16 protein-coding genes and 3 tRNA genes are annotated in these 14349 nt (G+C 59.2%); 9 read left to right on the top strand and 10 right to left on the bottom strand.

What is annotated here, in order from left to right; genetic code table 11:
* Positions 1 to 126 precede the first annotated feature (126 nt).
* Together ACIPQ1_RS06395 and ACIPQ1_RS06390 are read left to right on the top strand one after the other, a co-directional pair.
* On the top strand, positions 127 to 540 hold the full coding sequence (locus tag ACIPQ1_RS06395) for a CBS domain-containing protein (RefSeq protein ID WP_411384614.1): 414 nt from the start codon (positions 127 to 129) through the stop codon (positions 538 to 540).
* 29 nt (positions 541 to 569) lie between these two features.
* On the top strand, positions 570 to 1553 hold the full coding sequence (locus tag ACIPQ1_RS06390) for an SDR family oxidoreductase (protein WP_411384613.1): 984 nt from the start codon (positions 570 to 572) through the stop codon (positions 1551 to 1553).
* Here the strand turns inward: ACIPQ1_RS06390 and ACIPQ1_RS06385 are convergent.
* From ACIPQ1_RS06385 to ACIPQ1_RS06375, 3 genes are all read right to left on the bottom strand, one after another.
* Complete coding sequence (locus ACIPQ1_RS06385; RefSeq protein WP_411384612.1) at positions 1542 to 3149, bottom strand: alpha-amylase family protein; 1608 nt, start codon at positions 3147 to 3149, stop codon at positions 1542 to 1544. The two genes, ACIPQ1_RS06390 and ACIPQ1_RS06385, sit on opposite strands and share 12 nt — an antisense overlap.
* 10 nt (positions 3150 to 3159) lie before the next feature.
* On the bottom strand, positions 3160 to 4686 hold the full coding sequence (locus tag ACIPQ1_RS06380) for an alpha-amylase family glycosyl hydrolase (RefSeq protein WP_446533771.1): 1527 nt from the start codon (positions 4684 to 4686) through the stop codon (positions 3160 to 3162).
* Between the two features lie 324 nt (positions 4687 to 5010).
* Positions 5011 to 5682 carry a Bax inhibitor-1/YccA family protein gene (locus tag ACIPQ1_RS06375; RefSeq protein ID WP_014338124.1) on the bottom strand — a complete coding sequence of 224 codons (672 nt, stop codon included), beginning with the start codon at positions 5680 to 5682 and terminating at the stop codon, positions 5011 to 5013.
* A gap of 124 nt (positions 5683 to 5806) precedes the next feature.
* On the opposite strand from ACIPQ1_RS06375, the gene ACIPQ1_RS06370 reads away from it, so the two are divergent.
* From ACIPQ1_RS06370 to ACIPQ1_RS06360, 3 genes are all read left to right on the top strand, one after another.
* A tRNA-Ser gene (locus tag ACIPQ1_RS06370) sits at positions 5807 to 5894 on the top strand.
* A gap of 124 nt (positions 5895 to 6018) precedes the next feature.
* On the top strand, positions 6019 to 6873 hold the full coding sequence (locus ACIPQ1_RS06365; protein ID WP_250964684.1) for a prohibitin family protein: 855 nt from the start codon (positions 6019 to 6021) through the stop codon (positions 6871 to 6873).
* Between the two features lie 264 nt (positions 6874 to 7137).
* On the top strand, positions 7138 to 8934 hold the full coding sequence (locus ACIPQ1_RS06360) for a DAHL domain-containing protein (protein WP_446533770.1): 1797 nt from the start codon (positions 7138 to 7140) through the stop codon (positions 8932 to 8934).
* A 169-nt stretch (positions 8935 to 9103) separates the two neighbouring features.
* Here the strand turns inward: ACIPQ1_RS06360 and ACIPQ1_RS06355 are convergent, their stop codons facing one another.
* Together ACIPQ1_RS06355 and ACIPQ1_RS06350 are read right to left on the bottom strand one after the other, a co-directional pair.
* A complete protein-coding gene (locus tag ACIPQ1_RS06355) occupies positions 9104 to 9295 on the bottom strand; it encodes a DUF2188 domain-containing protein (RefSeq protein ID WP_411384609.1) in 192 nt (63 codons plus the stop codon).
* An 85-nt stretch (positions 9296 to 9380) separates the two neighbouring features.
* A complete protein-coding gene (locus ACIPQ1_RS06350) occupies positions 9381 to 10280 on the bottom strand; it encodes a polysaccharide deacetylase family protein (RefSeq protein WP_411384608.1) in 900 nt (299 codons plus the stop codon).
* Positions 10281 to 10518: 238 nt separating this feature from the next.
* Between ACIPQ1_RS06350 and ACIPQ1_RS06345 the strand changes: the two genes are divergently transcribed.
* From ACIPQ1_RS06345 to ACIPQ1_RS06335, 3 genes are all read left to right on the top strand, one after another.
* Entirely contained in the window at positions 10519 to 10773 is a 255-nt protein-coding gene (locus tag ACIPQ1_RS06345) for a DUF6555 family protein (RefSeq protein WP_047226592.1), read from the top strand.
* 150 nt (positions 10774 to 10923) lie between these two features.
* Positions 10924 to 11154: a hypothetical protein gene (locus ACIPQ1_RS06340; protein WP_057450824.1), complete on the top strand. Its 231-nt coding sequence runs from the start codon at positions 10924 to 10926 to the stop codon at positions 11152 to 11154.
* Positions 11155 to 11275: 121 nt separating this feature from the next.
* Positions 11276 to 11701, top strand: a complete 426-nt coding sequence (locus tag ACIPQ1_RS06335; protein WP_250964679.1) for a hypothetical protein — start codon at positions 11276 to 11278, stop codon at positions 11699 to 11701.
* 29 nt (positions 11702 to 11730) lie between these two features.
* Here the strand turns inward: ACIPQ1_RS06335 and ACIPQ1_RS06330 are convergent, their stop codons facing one another.
* Entirely contained in the window at positions 11731 to 11958 is a 228-nt protein-coding gene (locus ACIPQ1_RS06330; RefSeq protein ID WP_207965897.1) for a PLD nuclease N-terminal domain-containing protein, read from the bottom strand.
* 85 nt (positions 11959 to 12043) lie between these two features.
* Complete coding sequence (locus tag ACIPQ1_RS06325) at positions 12044 to 12229, bottom strand: hypothetical protein (RefSeq protein ID WP_186705734.1); 186 nt, start codon at positions 12227 to 12229, stop codon at positions 12044 to 12046.
* 281 nt (positions 12230 to 12510) lie between these two features.
* On the opposite strand from ACIPQ1_RS06325, the gene ACIPQ1_RS06320 reads away from it, so the two are divergent.
* A complete protein-coding gene (locus ACIPQ1_RS06320) occupies positions 12511 to 12873 on the top strand; it encodes an NUDIX hydrolase (RefSeq protein WP_250964678.1) in 363 nt (120 codons plus the stop codon).
* A 93-nt stretch (positions 12874 to 12966) separates the two neighbouring features.
* On the opposite strand, the gene ACIPQ1_RS06315 is transcribed toward ACIPQ1_RS06320, so the two are convergent.
* The 3 genes from ACIPQ1_RS06315 to ACIPQ1_RS06305 form a co-directional block, all read right to left on the bottom strand.
* Entirely contained in the window at positions 12967 to 13434 is a 468-nt protein-coding gene (locus ACIPQ1_RS06315) for a hypothetical protein (RefSeq protein ID WP_250964701.1), read from the bottom strand.
* A 228-nt stretch (positions 13435 to 13662) separates the two neighbouring features.
* A tRNA-Leu gene (locus ACIPQ1_RS06310) sits at positions 13663 to 13749 on the bottom strand.
* 186 nt (positions 13750 to 13935) lie between these two features.
* A tRNA-Cys gene (locus ACIPQ1_RS06305) sits at positions 13936 to 14009 on the bottom strand.
* Positions 14010 to 14349 lie beyond the last annotated feature (340 nt).

Raw genomic sequence — 14349 nt, 5'->3', positions numbered from 1 at the left:
AAAATCCTGAACCATCGCCAACCCCGATTTTCACAATAAGTGAGGAGCCCGTCCGGTCGCCGTAAAACCACTCACGACGCCCGGGCCGTGGCTTGCTGTCAAACCCGAGAGAAAGGAGATTCAACGATGAAAATCAATGAAATCATGAGTCGGGAAGTACGCACGATCTCTCCCGATACCTCCCTGAGCGAAGTGGCGCAGATCATGCGCCAAGCCGACATCGGCGCCTTGATCATCAACCAGGACGACCGCATGGCCGGGATGATCACCGACCGCGACCTGGTGGTCCGGGCCATGGCCGACGGCATGGACCTGAGCACGCCCGTCAGTCGGATCATGAGCGATGAGGTGCGCTACTGCTTCGACGACGAAGAGATCGACCATGTGGCCAAGAACATGGCCCAGATCGAAAAACGCCGCCTGCCGGTGGTCAATCGCGACAAGCGCCTGGTGGGCATGGTCTCGCTGGCCAATGTCGCCAGTTGCAACGCCGACAAGCTCAGCGCCAACCTGCTGCGCGGCGTCGCGCGGCCTCACTGACTCAGCCAAGGAACTGCGGAGCGAGCGCCATGGAGGAACAAAGCCCACCTGTCGTGGTGATCTGTGGTGCCACCGCCGGCGTCGGCCGCGCCACGGCGCATCGGTTTGCCGTCGCCGGCTACCGGGTTGGGCTGCTGGCCCGGGGCGAACAGGCGCTGGCGGCCACGGCAGAAGAGTTGACGCAATTGGGGGCGACCTGCCTGGCAATCAGCGTCGACGTGGCCGATGCCCAGGCGGTAGCCGACGCCGCACAGCGAATGGAGCGAGAACTCGGCCCGATCGGCGTCTGGGTCAATTGCGCGATGGTCACTGTGTTCTCTCCCATTCGCCAACTGAGTGCCGACGAGATCCATCGGGTTACGGACGTGACCTACCTGGGCACCGTGCACGGCACCCTGGCGGCGCTGCAGCTCATGGCCCCGCGTAATCGCGGCGTGATCATCCAGGTCGGCTCCGCGCTGGCCTACCGCGCCATTCCGCTGCAAGCAGCGTATTGCGCGGCCAAGTTCGCGGTGCGGGGCTTCACCGACTCACTGCGCTGCGAACTGCTCCACGACCACAGCGACATCCGGGTGTGCATGGTGCAACTGCCGGCGATCAACACACCGCAGTTCGATTGGGCACGCAACAAGTTGAGCAAGCGCGTGCAGCCGGTGCCGCCGATTCATGATCCGGACGTGGCCGCCCGGGCGATTTTCAGCGTGGTCAAGCGCACACCCCGGGAGCTGTGGCTCGGCGCCGCCTCCGTGAAGGCCATCGTTGGCACCTGCCTGTTGCCGGGGCTGTTGGACCGCCTGATGGCTCGCAGCGCCTATGCCGGACAAAGGACCGACGAAGATGACAACAGCCAACGGCCGGACAATCTGTTCGAATCGCAGGAATCCCTGCACCGCACCCGTGGGCGGTTCATTGGCCGCTCGCGAGATTCGGCGCTAGCCCTCAGTTCTACCCAAGTGTCGGCGCTGTTGCTGGCTATCGGCGGGGTGTTGGCCGTAGTGCTGCTATTGTTCTGATCCGGTGCGGCGCCACCACCGATAGCCATAGCCATTCAAGGTCAGTTGCCGATCGATGGCGGCCGGGTATTGGCTGTCCGAAATGATTTCCTTGAAGCCTTGCAAGTCCAGGCCGTCCAGCTTCACGGTCAGCGTGTCGTTGCTCAGGTTGGCCAACATCACCGAGGTGGCCTCGCCCACATGGGCCACGGCGAATACCGCCGGGTGATCGACCGTCAGCAGCCGGGCTTCGCCGTCGCCCACCTCAGGCAGGCCGGCACGGGCCAACAGCAATGGCCGCACCCGGCTCAACAACGACTCAGGTGCATTCAGCTGGTCCTCGACATTGAGCTGGGTGTAGGCGAAGGCGCCTTCATCGATCACCGGAGCGACGAGGCGCTGGGCCGATGAAAAGCCGGCGTTGGCCTGGCTGTTCCACTGCATGGGCGTGCGCACAGAGAGCCGCTCGGGACGGGACAAATCGTCGCCCATGCCGATTTCTTCACCGTAACGCACGATGGGCGTGCCGGGCAGCGACAACAGCAAGGCCTGGGCCAGCGCTTGATGGCGCACATCGCCGTCCAGCATCGGCGCCAGGCGTCGGCGAATACCCCGGCCATACAGGCGCATGTCCGGCTCCGGGGCGAAGACTTGCATCACTTCCTCACGTTCCTCAGCGCTCAAGCGCTCCAGGTCGAGTTCGTCATGGTTGCGCAGCCACACCGCATAGCTGGCACCGTCCGGCGGTGCGGGACGCCGGGCGATGGCACGCTGTAAGGGTTCGGCCTGGCCGCGAGCCAACGCCAGGAACACATGGTTGTTGACCCAGAAATCCAGCACCAACCCCAAGCGTTCGCCGTTTCCGAAGTAATGGCTATAGCGCTCCGGTTCGACGTCGACCTCCCCCAGCAACACGCCTTCGGGGTTGATGGCGGTCATGCACTTGAACAGCCGGTCCAGTACCCAGACGCCCTTCTCTTCATCTTCGCCACCGGCCTGTTCCACCAGGTGCGAAGCGGCATCCAGGCGAAAACCGGCGATGCCGAGCTCGAGCCAGTGGACCATGATGCGCTCGATTTCCTCGACCACACGTGGGTTCGCCAGGTTGAGATCCGGCTCATGGCGATAGAACAGATGGCGGTAGTACTGCCCGGCTTGTTCGTCCCATTGCCAGATGCTGTCTTCCACCGACGGAAAGATCGGTTGGTTGCCGTCGTCCACCGGAGTGTCGGACCACACGTAATAATCCCGGTAGACGCTGTCCTTGTCGCGCCGCGCCCTCTGGAACCAGGGATGTTGGTCGCTGGTGTGTTGCGCCACCAGTTCAAGGATGACGCGCATGCCGCGCTCCCCGGCCTGGACAATCAACTGGCGCAGGTCTTCTTCGCTGCCGAAGCGTGGGTCCAAGGCCATGAAATCGCTGACGTCATAACCCGCGTCCTTGAATGGCGAGCGGTACACCGGCATCAGCCAGAGCGCGCCAACGCCCAGTGCCTTCAGGTAATCCAAGCGCTGGATGATGCCCTTCAGGTCGCCGCGGCCGTCGCCATTGCTGTCGGAAAACAAGGACGGATCGATCTGGTAAATCAGGGTCTTTCGGTGCCAGTTGGCTTTCATCGGTCACTCCTCATCGGCACAGGATCACAGCCTGCTCGGCAGCCAGTCGGCCACTGAATACTTGACCTTCGCCCGCCCCGTCGCTGGCGATTTCGACCTGCCAGGCGTCGGCCAGGGGGAACGTATGTTCGCTGTCGGCGAAGTTGATGCAGACCAGCCGCTCATCGCCCTCACAGTGGCGACGATAGGCCAGCACTTGTGGGTGCGATGGCAGTTCCTCCCAGGCGCCCAGGCGCAACGCCAGGCTGGCGCGACGACAGGCCAGCAGGCGCCGGTACAGCGCCAGGGTGGAATCGGCGGCGCCTTCCTGTGCCTCGACGGCCAACGCGTCGGCATCCGGCGCGAAGGGCAACCACGGCGCGGCCCCGGCCCAGCCATGGGGCGCCTGGACGGTCCAGGGCAACGGCGCCCGGCTGCCATCCCGGCCGCCCGGATCGACGCGGGTCTGGGCCGTGACCACGGTGTCTTCCAGGCCCAGTTCTTCGCCTTGATAGATAAACGGCGTGCCGCGCAGTGTCAGCAGCAGGACCGCAGCGGCTTGGGCCCGGCGTAGCGAACCGCCGTAGCGGCTGCGGTGTCGGCTATTGTCGTGATTGGACAGCACCCAGGTTGGCCACGCCTGCAACGGGCCAAGATCGTTCTCCACCTCGCGTATGCACATGCGGAATACCACCGGATCCCAGGGGGCGTCCAAAGGCGGGAAATTGAACGACATGTGCAGTTCGTCACTGGCCCCATAATAGGCCGCCACCTGGGCCGTGGAGCGAATGTTCACCTCGCCGATCAACACCCGCTCGCCGGAGTAGCTGTCCACCAACCGGCGCAAGCCACGCAACACTTCGTGGCTGTACGGCTGGTCGTTGATCTTGACCATGGTTTCACCGGCCATGCAGCGCGGATCATCGGCAAAGCTCGGGTCCTTGCCGACGCAATGCACGACATCGACACGGAACCCGTCCACGCCTCGCTCCAGCCAGAAATGCAACACCTGGTGCATGGCCGCCACCACGTCGGGGTTGTGCCAGTTGAGGTCGGGTTGTTGCGGCAGAAAAAAATGCAGGTAGTACTGCTGGCTGGTCTCGTCCCAGGTCCAGGCGCTGCCGCCGTCGATCGAGGCACGCCAGTTGTTCGGCTGGTCGCGCCAGATGTACCAGTCGCGCTTGGGGTTGTCGCGGCTTGCGCGCGACTCGATGAACCAGGGATGTTGGTCCGAAGTGTGGTTGGGCACGAAATCCAGCAACACCTTCAGGCCGCGCGCGTGGGCTTGGGCGATCAATTCATCCAGGTGAGCCAGGGTGCCGAACAGCGGGTCGACATCGGTGTAGTCGCAAATGTCGTAGCCCGCGTCGCACATGGGGGAACGAAAGACCGGGGACAGCCACAACGCGTCGACGCCCAGGAGTTGCAGATGATCCAGGCGTGCGGTCAAGCCGGAAAGATCGCCGATGCCGTCGCCGTTGGCATCGGCAAAGGAACGTGGATAAACCTGGTAGATCACAGCGTTCTTCCACCAGGGCGAAGGGAAGGAGTTGGGCATGTCGCCTCCTTTGATCGCAGTGTTTGGTGGGCAAGACCGCAGCCCCGCCGGACGCCCCGTTTATCGCGGAACATAGTGTAAGAACCCGATAAATCACTTGGGGTTCGTTTTTTCTTGCGGGGCCAGGCGACCCTACAGTCGGCTGGGGGTTGTTGACGATGTTGCTGCGGCCCCCTGAGCGGCCGTTACCGAAAAAACGGATATACCCGTCATTCCTTCCAAAATGCGCCAAAAAAAACGGCGCTTCCCATTGCTGAAAGAAGCGCCGTTGTCTCTATGTGAACAGCATCACGCCAAAGCGGACTCTTCACTCATCGCATGCAATCAGTCGTCACGCCCCATCAGGCCAAACAGCTGCAGCAAGCTGACGAACAGGTTGTAGATCGATACATACAGGCTGACAGTCGCCATGATGTAGTTACGCTCACCGCCATGAATGATGGCGCTGGTCTGATACAGGATGCAGACCGACGAAAACAGCACGAAGCCGGCGCTGATCGCCAGTTGCAGGCCGCTGATCTGGAAGAAGAAGCTGGCCAGCACCGCGCCCAGCAGGACGAAGAAACCTGCGGTGATGAAACCGCCGAGGAAGCTCATGTCCTTGCGGGAAATCAGCACGTAGGCCGACAGGCCACCAAATACCAGGGCGGTCATTGCAAAGGCCGAGCTGACCACTTCGGCGCCGCCCTGCATTTGCAGGTAGCGATTGAGGATCGGGCCGAGCAGGAAACCCATGAAACCGGTCAGGGCGAAAGCCGACACCAGGCCCCATGCCGAGTCACGGAGTTTGTTGGTAAGGAAGAAAAGGCCATAGAAACCGATCAGCACGACGAAGATGTTCGGGTAACCCACCCGCATCTGTTGTGCGACGTAGGCCATCACACCGCTGAAAGCGAGCGTGAGTGCCAGCAGGCCATAAGTGTTGCGCAGGACGCGGCTAACCTCTAGCTGCTCAGCCTGCACGCTGTTGTTCACTGCGTAATCCTGTTCGCGCATGGCGACACTCCTCCGGTTTTGAAACATTCAGTGGCAAGGATCATAACAGACGCTCTGTAACAAGCTACGTAGAGAGTTTGACAGTGTGTTTCATTCGGGTATTATGGCGCCCGCAACGCAATACGGAGGTGTGGCCGAGTGGTTTAAGGCAACGGTCTTGAAAACCGTCGACTGTAACAGGTCCATGAGTTCGAATCCCATCGCCTCCGCCATCTTCTAACGTTAAAGCCCTGATTTATCAGGGCTTTTTCGTGTCCGGCATTCAGAATGCCTATTGCAGCTTCAGCATCGGACAACGCTATGGCCAACCCCACCCCGCCACTCAAGGAAAGAAAAGTGACCAGCAAAACCATCGGCTCCATCGTTGCTGCAATCATGGGCATCGTCCTGTTGTGTGTATTGTTCGGCAGCTGGTACACCGTCGACGAGACCGAGCGCGGTGTACTGCTGCGCAACGGTGCGCTGGTCGGGGTGGTTGAACCGGGCCTGTCCTTCAAGACGCCATTCATCGAATCCGTACGCATGATCAGCGTCCAGAGCCAGGTCACGGCCTACGAAGACCTGCAGGCCTACAGCAAGGATCAACAGTCCGCCGAGCTCAAGGTGTCCGTGTCCTGGCATATCGCGCCTTCCGATGTGGCGAAGGTCTACACCCAGTTCAAGGACCTGGAAGGCATCCGCGACCGAATGATCAGCCGCCAGGTGCCGACCCAGGTGGAAAACGTCTTTGGCAAGTTCAACGCCGTGGCTGCCGTGCAGAACCGCGTCCAACTGGTCAACGATATTTCCACGGCTATCAAGGCCACCATTACCGGTCCGGTCATCATCGACAGTGTCCAGGTCGAGAACATCGATTTCAGTGACGCCTACGAAAAGGCCATCGAAGCGCGCATGGCCGCGGAAGTCCAAGTCAAGACCCGCGAACAACAGCTCGCCACCGAGCAGGTCCAGGCGCAGATCCGGGTAACCCAGGCCCAGGCCGAAGCTGACTCGCAAGTGGCCCAGGCCAAGGCAGACGCGCTGGCGACCGAACTGCGCGGCAAAGCCGAAGCCGAGGCCATCAAGGCGCGGGCCCAGGCCCTGGCCAGCAACCAGAACCTGGTGGAGCTGACCAAGGCCGAGCGCTGGAATGGCGTGCTGCCAACCACCGTGCTGCCGAACAGCGCCCTGCCCTTCATCGACATCAAGTAACGCCATCGGCGCGGCCTGCCTGGCCGCGCCTGCTCCATCCCGGGAGCGCCCCCGACAGACATCATCCCGCTCGTTAGCGCTACACTCGGCAATGAACCCGACGTTCATCGTTAGCAGGGAGCTCAACGTGCATCCAGGCAAAAGCAGATCGACACGACCCACCGTACGACGATTACCTCGCCTCCCCTTCGGCTCAAGTCTTGAGCATCTCCCGCCTCGGGAATTCACCTACGCATTGATCAGCACCCCGCATAGGAGAACAGCGTGACCACGCTTATAAAAAAATATAAATGGCCCGCCCTGTTGGCCGTCGCGCTTATTGTGTTTTCTGCGCTGATATTCTTTCTGATCAAGTCATACACGTACGACTCATCGACCTACTTCGAATCCCGCGACTTCATTCGCCAACTCAAACAATCCGATGCGAACTGGAACAGCAAGATCCTGAGGAAAAAGATCGGCATCAACAACAACCTCTCCCTGGCCCCGCCACCAGAGGCCGACAGTCGCTGGCAGCAATTGGAGCAGCTCAACAACACCGGCCCCTTGGCGACACTTTGGATGTCCCGTCGCCAGGGCTATGTGGAAGCCGTCAAGAACAAATCCTTGCTGGTGGAGCAATTCGAACGACACAACGCCCATCTACGCACCTCCCTGGATGCGCTGCCGCAGGTTGAAGACCAGATACAAACGCGGCTCACGGACATGAATATCGAAAGCCCGCTGGAACGCATGACCGTGGCGTCCAATGTGCTTGAGTTGACCCTGACAACATTGGAGTTCGCGCTTTATGTCACGACGGACAAAGCCAGGGAGTTGCAAGGCAAGTTAACTGAGCTGGAGCCTTACATCGAACGATTGCCCGCGACTGACCAGGCGCCCTTCATAACCCTGACCCAGCACGTCAAGACCATCGTTCAGGAACAACCGGTCGTCAATGACCTGCTTGACCGCATCAGCGTCATTCCGGTTGCCCAGGAACTGGACAGTATCAATGAATTGTTGAACGAGACACAGCGCAGGACCGCCGCAACGGACCGTCAATACCACATCTACCTGGCCGTGTGCGCAAGCCTGATGGCGCTGTTGATGATCTACCTGGCGGTGCGGTTGGTTCGCAGCTACGCCACGATCAACCAGATCAACCAGGCGCTGCAATCGTCCAACGAACGCCTCGAAGAGCGCGTGCAGGAGCGCACGCGTGAGCTGATGGAAGCCGAACGCGAGCTGGTGGAGGCGGCCCGGATGGCGGGCATGGCCGAAATCGCGACGAACGTGCTGCACAACGTCGGGAATGTGCTCAACAGCGTCAATATTTCAGCCGAGGTGGTAACCCGCAAGTTGAGGCACAGCAAGACGCTCGGGCTCACCAAAGCGGTCAATATGATGAATGAACACGCCGAGGACCTTGGCCACTTCATTAGCCACGATGAAAAAGGCCGCTTGCTGCCACGCTATTTCAACGAGTTGGTCGACTCCATCGCCGCCGAACAGGCGCTGCTGATCGATGAATTGGCGCAGTTGACCAAGAGCATCGATCACATCAAGGAAATCGTCACGACCCAACAAACCTATGCGGGCGCCGCCAGGCTGATCGAACCGCTCAAGGTCAGCGACCTGTTCGAAGATGCCCTACGAATGAATTCGGGCGCCCTCAGCAGGCACCACGTCACCGTCATCAAGGATTACCAGGACGTTCCCATGATCATGGGCGACAAGCACAGGCTGTTGCTGGTCCTGATCAATCTGATCAGCAATGCCAAGTTTGCGATGTCGCACACTGAAGGGTATCCGCGTGAAATGACCTTGGGAATCCGCATTCTCGACGAAACGACGCTTTGCCTGAGCGTCAAGGACCGTGGCGAAGGCATTTCCGCAGAGAACCTGGCGCGCATCTTCAATCACGGTTTTACGACACGCAAGGACGGCCACGGGTTTGGCCTGCACAGCTGCGCCCTGGCGGCGGTAGAAATGAATGGCCGCTTGCATGTCCACAGCGATGGGCCGGGGCAAGGTGCGCTGTTTACCTTGGAGATCCCGTTGGAGTTGGCGCGTACCTGACTGCCGCCTCGCGAACAAGCTCGCTTCCACAGGTGAAACTGGTGGACACGCTACTCATGAACACCCGGGAAAAACTGTGGGAGCGAGCTTGCTCGCGATAGCGGTGTGCCGGTCACCGGGACGTTGGATGTACCGGCCCAATCGCGAGCAAGCTCGCTCCCACAGGGCGCTATTTCGTGTTCCCAACGCGGCCGCTACGGTTTCTCCGAGTCGGCAACGCGGCGGCGAAGGCCAGCGCTTCCTCGCGGGAAGCGAAGGAGCCCAACCGGTCAGCCTGGGTGCAGACTCTCCACGGACCGCTGTTTACGCTGAGCACGTCATAACCATTGATGTGCATTTTCGTCATCATCGCAGTACTCATAGTCACCTCCGACTTCAACCAAGGGTGCATCGCCTACCATACACGCTGATTGTCCAGGGGTAGCGACCGGACGTCGGTCGCGACCTCAGTGGGCGTCGGAATTCCACAACCAGTCCCACAGCCCCGGCAAACGTACAGGCTCAGTGCTGTGATCGACCGTCCGGGCCAGCGCCGCTCGCTCCAGCGCCTGGCGGTCATCATAGAATGGCCTGGCGGCGGTCCTCATGCCGGTGGCGTTGGCGCTGTCGAGCAGTATTTGCAGGTATTCGCGGGCATGCCGGGCGGTATAACGATTGATGTCATGAAACGTCACCACCACCGGGATCACCCCGTCCACCGCGGGCAGTTGCCCGGCCGCGATGCGCTCGCGCACCTCAGAGAGTTGTCGGACCAGGTTGATGCGCCGCCGGGGGCTCATCGTGATACCCCAGACCTTGCCATCATTTGCGCTCAAGTCGGTCAGCAGAATGTGCAGGCCATGTGCTCGGTAAGCCGCCGCAGTGCGCCTGTCGAAGCTCCAGAACGGTGGCCTGACCAGGGACGGCGCCGCGCCGGTCATGGCGGCAATATCATTGCCACCGTGGGTGAGCGATTGCTCCAGCTCATCAGGGCTCAGGAACCGGTGATTGGTGTGCCAGTAGGTGGCCGTATGAAAGGCCAACACATGGCCCTCCTCCTGCTGCCGATGCATTATCGAGCGGCCAATATCGCTGCCACCGGCGCGTGGCGAGCGGGTCTGCAGGAAAAACACTGCCTTGATGCCGGGCTGTACCGGGTTGTCCACGAGGGCGTCCAGCACCGCCAGGCTAGGGTTCCAGAAAGACGATGCGCTGGGCCCATCATCGAATGTCAGCAGGAAACGGATCGGGGGTTGTTCACGCAAGCGTTGCTCGGTTTGCGGCGTCAGTTCGATGGGGGCGCCAATGCAGCCCGACAAACCGATGGCGAGGGCTGCGATGAACAGCACCCTGGCGATGTTTTTCATGTTTTGCCTTTAATTGATGCCGCGTTGCCTCGCCTTAGATCCCTGGCCGACGGTGTTGAAGCCCACCTTGGAGAAGGGTAACCGGGTTTGGTTCCTTGCTGTGAATAATGGCTGCTCGCAAAGTTTGCGCTTGCCCCGCGCTTGAGCCTCGGCGGCATAAATTTGACCGTCTGGAAATTCGATGGAATTTTCCGAATGCCTTTGTATCCATCCGTATAGGACTAATTAGGGAGGATTTATGGGCGGGCCATCGCTTTACATCATTGACTACATGCTTCATGGCGAACCCAAGTCATTCATTATTCGTGCAGAAGTGATGAATAACTCCGAGGCTTGGCATTGGGCCAGCTGCGATGCGGGGGTCGGACGCATACCGAAATTCGGCAGGGAGAAGGTCAAGCGGGTTTCCAAGCCCCTTGCGGAAAAATACGGCATTACCGACGTGCGCTGGCGGGCGAGCGTCGCGCCGGCCTGGGTCAAGGAATCCGGCTGAAATATCACGCACCGTTTCCGGCCACCGGTTGTCCGACCGGGCGCCGGTTTCTTCGACAGATCCGAAATAACTCAACTACGCTTAAATCACAGCAAGACCCGCCCATGGCGGGTCTTGTGCTGCCTCATCAACCCTGAATGGAGGTGTGACATGTCCGAAAAAGAGTCCATCACCACCCTGCTCACCTTGCTGGAATCGCGTCAGGCCAGGCTCACGGCAGCCTGCAAGGAAATCGCCGACTGGGTCGACCATCAAGGCGGGCACCCCACCGCCGTGCGCATTCGAGACCGGCTCAACGACATCGACAAGGACGCGCCGTCGATCCAGAGCGCACTGACCTCGCTCAAGCCCACTGAACCGCCGCTGCCCAAGTTCCGCTGACGCGCCATGCCAGCGATGTTTCCCCCTGAGTTCTACCGGTTGGAAAACTGATGGAACGCGGGCTTTTTTTGCGCCTCGAAATGGATAGGCACCGGTGCAAATGCCGCAAAGGGAGAATCATATGAATGCCAGAATCCTGCTATTGATCGCTTGTGCGAGCCCCACCGCCGTCATGGCCCAAGGCTGCGACGTCATCACCCGATCCCAGAGCCAGTCGGTTCCGGTAATCGAAAGCCATAGCTGCTACGAATACAAAGGCGTGCCCGCCGAAACCCTGGACTGGTCTTGCAGCAATGAAAGCAAGGGAACGGTCAGTACCCAGAAGCGCAAAGTCGAGCGTTGTGACGAGGGGTATGTGGCGACATGCCAAGCCAGGCTGACCCAGGAAGCGTTGGCCAACCCGCGCTCAACCAGTAAAGACAAGAGCGGTGGGTCGGCCAACCTTCCCGACAACGCCAAAGTGACGTGGTACTACTATGGGGTCGAGCAGTTGCAGCAGGCTCAGCAAGACTGCGAAACCACCGGCGGCGAGTGGAAGAACCAGTGACAGGCCGGCCACGCAGCGCAGTGTTCTCGCTAGCCCTTGCTGTGCTCCGGTGACGACGGTGGTTCCTTGACGCCGCGCGGCCCGGCCACGCCCCAGATGACCAGACCCAACACCGGCAGGATGATCAGCAGCAGCGCCCAGCCAGCCTTGGTTCCGGCCGACTTGTCGCTTCGAAATACGCTGATGATCGCCCATAGGTCCACGAGCAGCAGAAGCACCGCGACGGCGATCCAGAAGTAACTGGCTAATTCAGACATGGCTCAATCCTCTTGGCGGTTTAAGGATTAGGCACAGACGCTCAAGCGCCGTTCAAAGAATTTGCGCCCAGGCCGGGCGTGGCGCCTATTCCCGCCCATTCAGATAAGCGACCCATTGCTCATAGGCTTCATGCTGACGCTGGACCGCCTCATCCCAGGTCGATCCGCTCATTTGATGGACACATATGAGCTTCATCATTTCCGCTGTGGCCGTATCGAGCTCCACCAGGAGCTCATGGGATTTGATCTTGAAGTCTTCAACGGTGGTCATCTGTCGGTCCTTCCCCTGCCGGGGCCAGCCATTGCACCCAACATGGATTCATTTTTTTGCAGCTGATTCAATTTGAGGCGATAACCGGTCGAAAGCCCGGCGCTGGCGGTCGAGCAGACCGATCAGAAGGATGACAGCGCAAATGAACTCAGTCTTTCCCACCCCGCCACGGTCGTACTGATAAGACTCTGAAAAAATCACATTTGAACGAGCAGGTAATGCCAGGCTCAAATATTGCAGATATATTTCAGTTTAATGACAGTCACAGATCGAGTACCGCCATGAAAATTCGAGCGACCGTCATCTGCGAGGACAATCGCCACATTTTGCTGGTTCGCAAAGCCAACAGCCGCTGGGCCCTGCCAGGCGGTACCGTTGAACGCGGCGAAACCCATGCCGGGGCAGCCATCCGGGAACTGGCAGAAGAAACGGGCCTGGACGTCGAAAACCTGCTCTACCTGATGCGAATCAATGACGGGCAAACCGAGCATCACGTATTCGAAGCGTCGGTCAGCGACTTGACCGCGGCCAGGCCACAGAATGAAATCAGCGATTGCCTCTGGCATCCGCTGGATGCCATTGCCCAACTGCAAATGAAAAAGGGCACGCGGGATATTCTTGAGGCGTTTCGCCGACGATTGTGAAAGCCGGCACCGATGGTTTACACCTGACAGGTTGCATGAGAATACTCACACAACCTATTGTTTAGGCTGGTAAACAGATTTTTTACGCCGGATTCACTGCTTGCGCCAAGCGGTACTGATGGGATTGAGCACCGTATTCTTTTCCTGCGTATAGGTCCCGTTCTGCTGCGCTATGGCCTCGCCAGTGTCGACAATCGCGTTCTGGATAAACACGTTCTGCCCATCACCTCGAATGAAGGTGAGCTGGTGAAACGCAGTTTTATTTCCCCAGTCCGGGGAAGGCAGCGAGATAAACTTCACCGTGTAGGTCTCGTCAGTGTGTTGACCCTGCAAGACGTAGACACCGTAGTGGTTCTCTCCCTGGGAGATGATTTTGTACAAACCGTTGCTGTAGTAATAAATTTCCGCATCGGGAAAGGGCTTCTTGTCGTACATTTTCCGATAGTGCAGCACTTGCTTGACGGTCGGCTCGCCAAAGTTAACGGCAAGGGTTTTCCCATCGGCGGACGTTGTCTCCCCAGCGTATGCGGCGCCGCTGCTCATCAAGGCCAACAGACTCATCGTTGCGATTGTTTTCACTTGATACCTCTCCATGGTCAAAGGATTAGCGCACCGGGCTGGCCTGGACGGAAGCTACCGCCTGGCCACACCTTGCTAATCTCAACGCCGAGTGTAGAGGTTTGCCCACGAAAATACCCGGAGGCTGGGCTCCGTTTTTTCGGCAGTTTTCAGCAGCAGAAACAAACAAGGGTTTGCATTAGCTTTCGCCCGCAAACCCTTGATTTTAGATGGTGCCCGAAGCCGGAATCGAACCGGCACGCCCTTACGAGCGGGGGATTTTAAGTCCCATGCGTCTACCAGTTTCGCCATTCGGGCGGTAGCGCGGTTAGCCTTGGGGGCATCGGCAGAATCCGATGGCCTGGCTGGTGCAGCAAGAGGGGGAATATATACATCCCTCCTCTTTGAAGCAAGGCAGCTTATGCCCTTTTCAAGACAAAACCTTTCAATGCTTCGAAAATAAAAAAGCTCTGTAAATCATAGATCTACAGAGCTTTTTAATAGTGGAGGCCGAAGTCGGAATCGAACCGGCGTAGGTGGATTTGCAATCCACTGCATAACCATTTTGCTATTCGGCCTCAAGACGCTTGATGCGATGTCGCTACATCAACCGCGGTACAAACCTGGTCAGGAAACAGGACACTTACTCAGCGCTATCTCCTTGAAAACATTGAGATTTTTTACGTCCCAGTGCGTTCGATGGGCGCAATTATGTACTCATTTGCCTAGGCTGACAACCCCTTGATTTCAAAAAAAAATCGTCGAACGGTCGGCCTGCCCTTCCCTGGCTAAACCTGCCGGCGAATCCCGGACTGTCCTGGCGAACGCTTTAACCGTAGCGCCAGGATTCGCCTCATCGGAAAGCCCGTACGTTGATGGAACAACCGCGCCTCCCCTCGGTTCATTCCTTATGTCGCC

This window comes from Pseudomonas sp. LARHCG127 (assembly GCF_052871455.1).
Note: the sequence above shows the minus strand (reverse complement) of the source record. Positions and strands in the feature narration are given on the sequence as shown.

What these genes read in the sequence shown, in the direction of transcription:
- ACIPQ1_RS06395 (WP_411384614.1), top strand. Translation starts at nt 127, where the DNA reads ATGAAAATCAATGAAATCATGAGTCGGGAAGTACGCACGATCTCTCCC.
- ACIPQ1_RS06390 (WP_411384613.1), top strand. Translation starts at nt 570, where the DNA reads ATGGAGGAACAAAGCCCACCTGTCGTGGTGATCTGTGGTGCCACCGCC.
- ACIPQ1_RS06385 (WP_411384612.1), bottom strand. Translation starts at nt 3,149, where the DNA reads ATGAAAGCCAACTGGCACCGAAAGACCCTGATTTACCAGATCGATCCG.
- ACIPQ1_RS06380 (WP_446533771.1), bottom strand. Translation starts at nt 4,686, where the DNA reads ATGCCCAACTCCTTCCCTTCGCCCTGGTGGAAGAACGCTGTGATCTAC.
- ACIPQ1_RS06375 (WP_014338124.1), bottom strand. Translation starts at nt 5,682, where the DNA reads ATGCGCGAACAGGATTACGCAGTGAACAACAGCGTGCAGGCTGAGCAG.
- ACIPQ1_RS06355 (WP_411384609.1), bottom strand. Translation starts at nt 9,295, where the DNA reads ATGAGTACTGCGATGATGACGAAAATGCACATCAATGGTTATGACGTG.
- ACIPQ1_RS06350 (WP_411384608.1), bottom strand. Translation starts at nt 10,280, where the DNA reads ATGAAAAACATCGCCAGGGTGCTGTTCATCGCAGCCCTCGCCATCGGT.
- ACIPQ1_RS06345 (WP_047226592.1), top strand. Translation starts at nt 10,519, where the DNA reads ATGGGCGGGCCATCGCTTTACATCATTGACTACATGCTTCATGGCGAA.
- ACIPQ1_RS06340 (WP_057450824.1), top strand. Translation starts at nt 10,924, where the DNA reads ATGTCCGAAAAAGAGTCCATCACCACCCTGCTCACCTTGCTGGAATCG.
- ACIPQ1_RS06335 (WP_250964679.1), top strand. Translation starts at nt 11,276, where the DNA reads ATGAATGCCAGAATCCTGCTATTGATCGCTTGTGCGAGCCCCACCGCC.
- ACIPQ1_RS06330 (WP_207965897.1), bottom strand. Translation starts at nt 11,958, where the DNA reads ATGTCTGAATTAGCCAGTTACTTCTGGATCGCCGTCGCGGTGCTTCTG.
- ACIPQ1_RS06325 (WP_186705734.1), bottom strand. Translation starts at nt 12,229, where the DNA reads ATGACCACCGTTGAAGACTTCAAGATCAAATCCCATGAGCTCCTGGTG.
- ACIPQ1_RS06320 (WP_250964678.1), top strand. Translation starts at nt 12,511, where the DNA reads ATGAAAATTCGAGCGACCGTCATCTGCGAGGACAATCGCCACATTTTG.
- ACIPQ1_RS06315 (WP_250964701.1), bottom strand. Translation starts at nt 13,434, where the DNA reads ATGAGTCTGTTGGCCTTGATGAGCAGCGGCGCCGCATACGCTGGGGAG.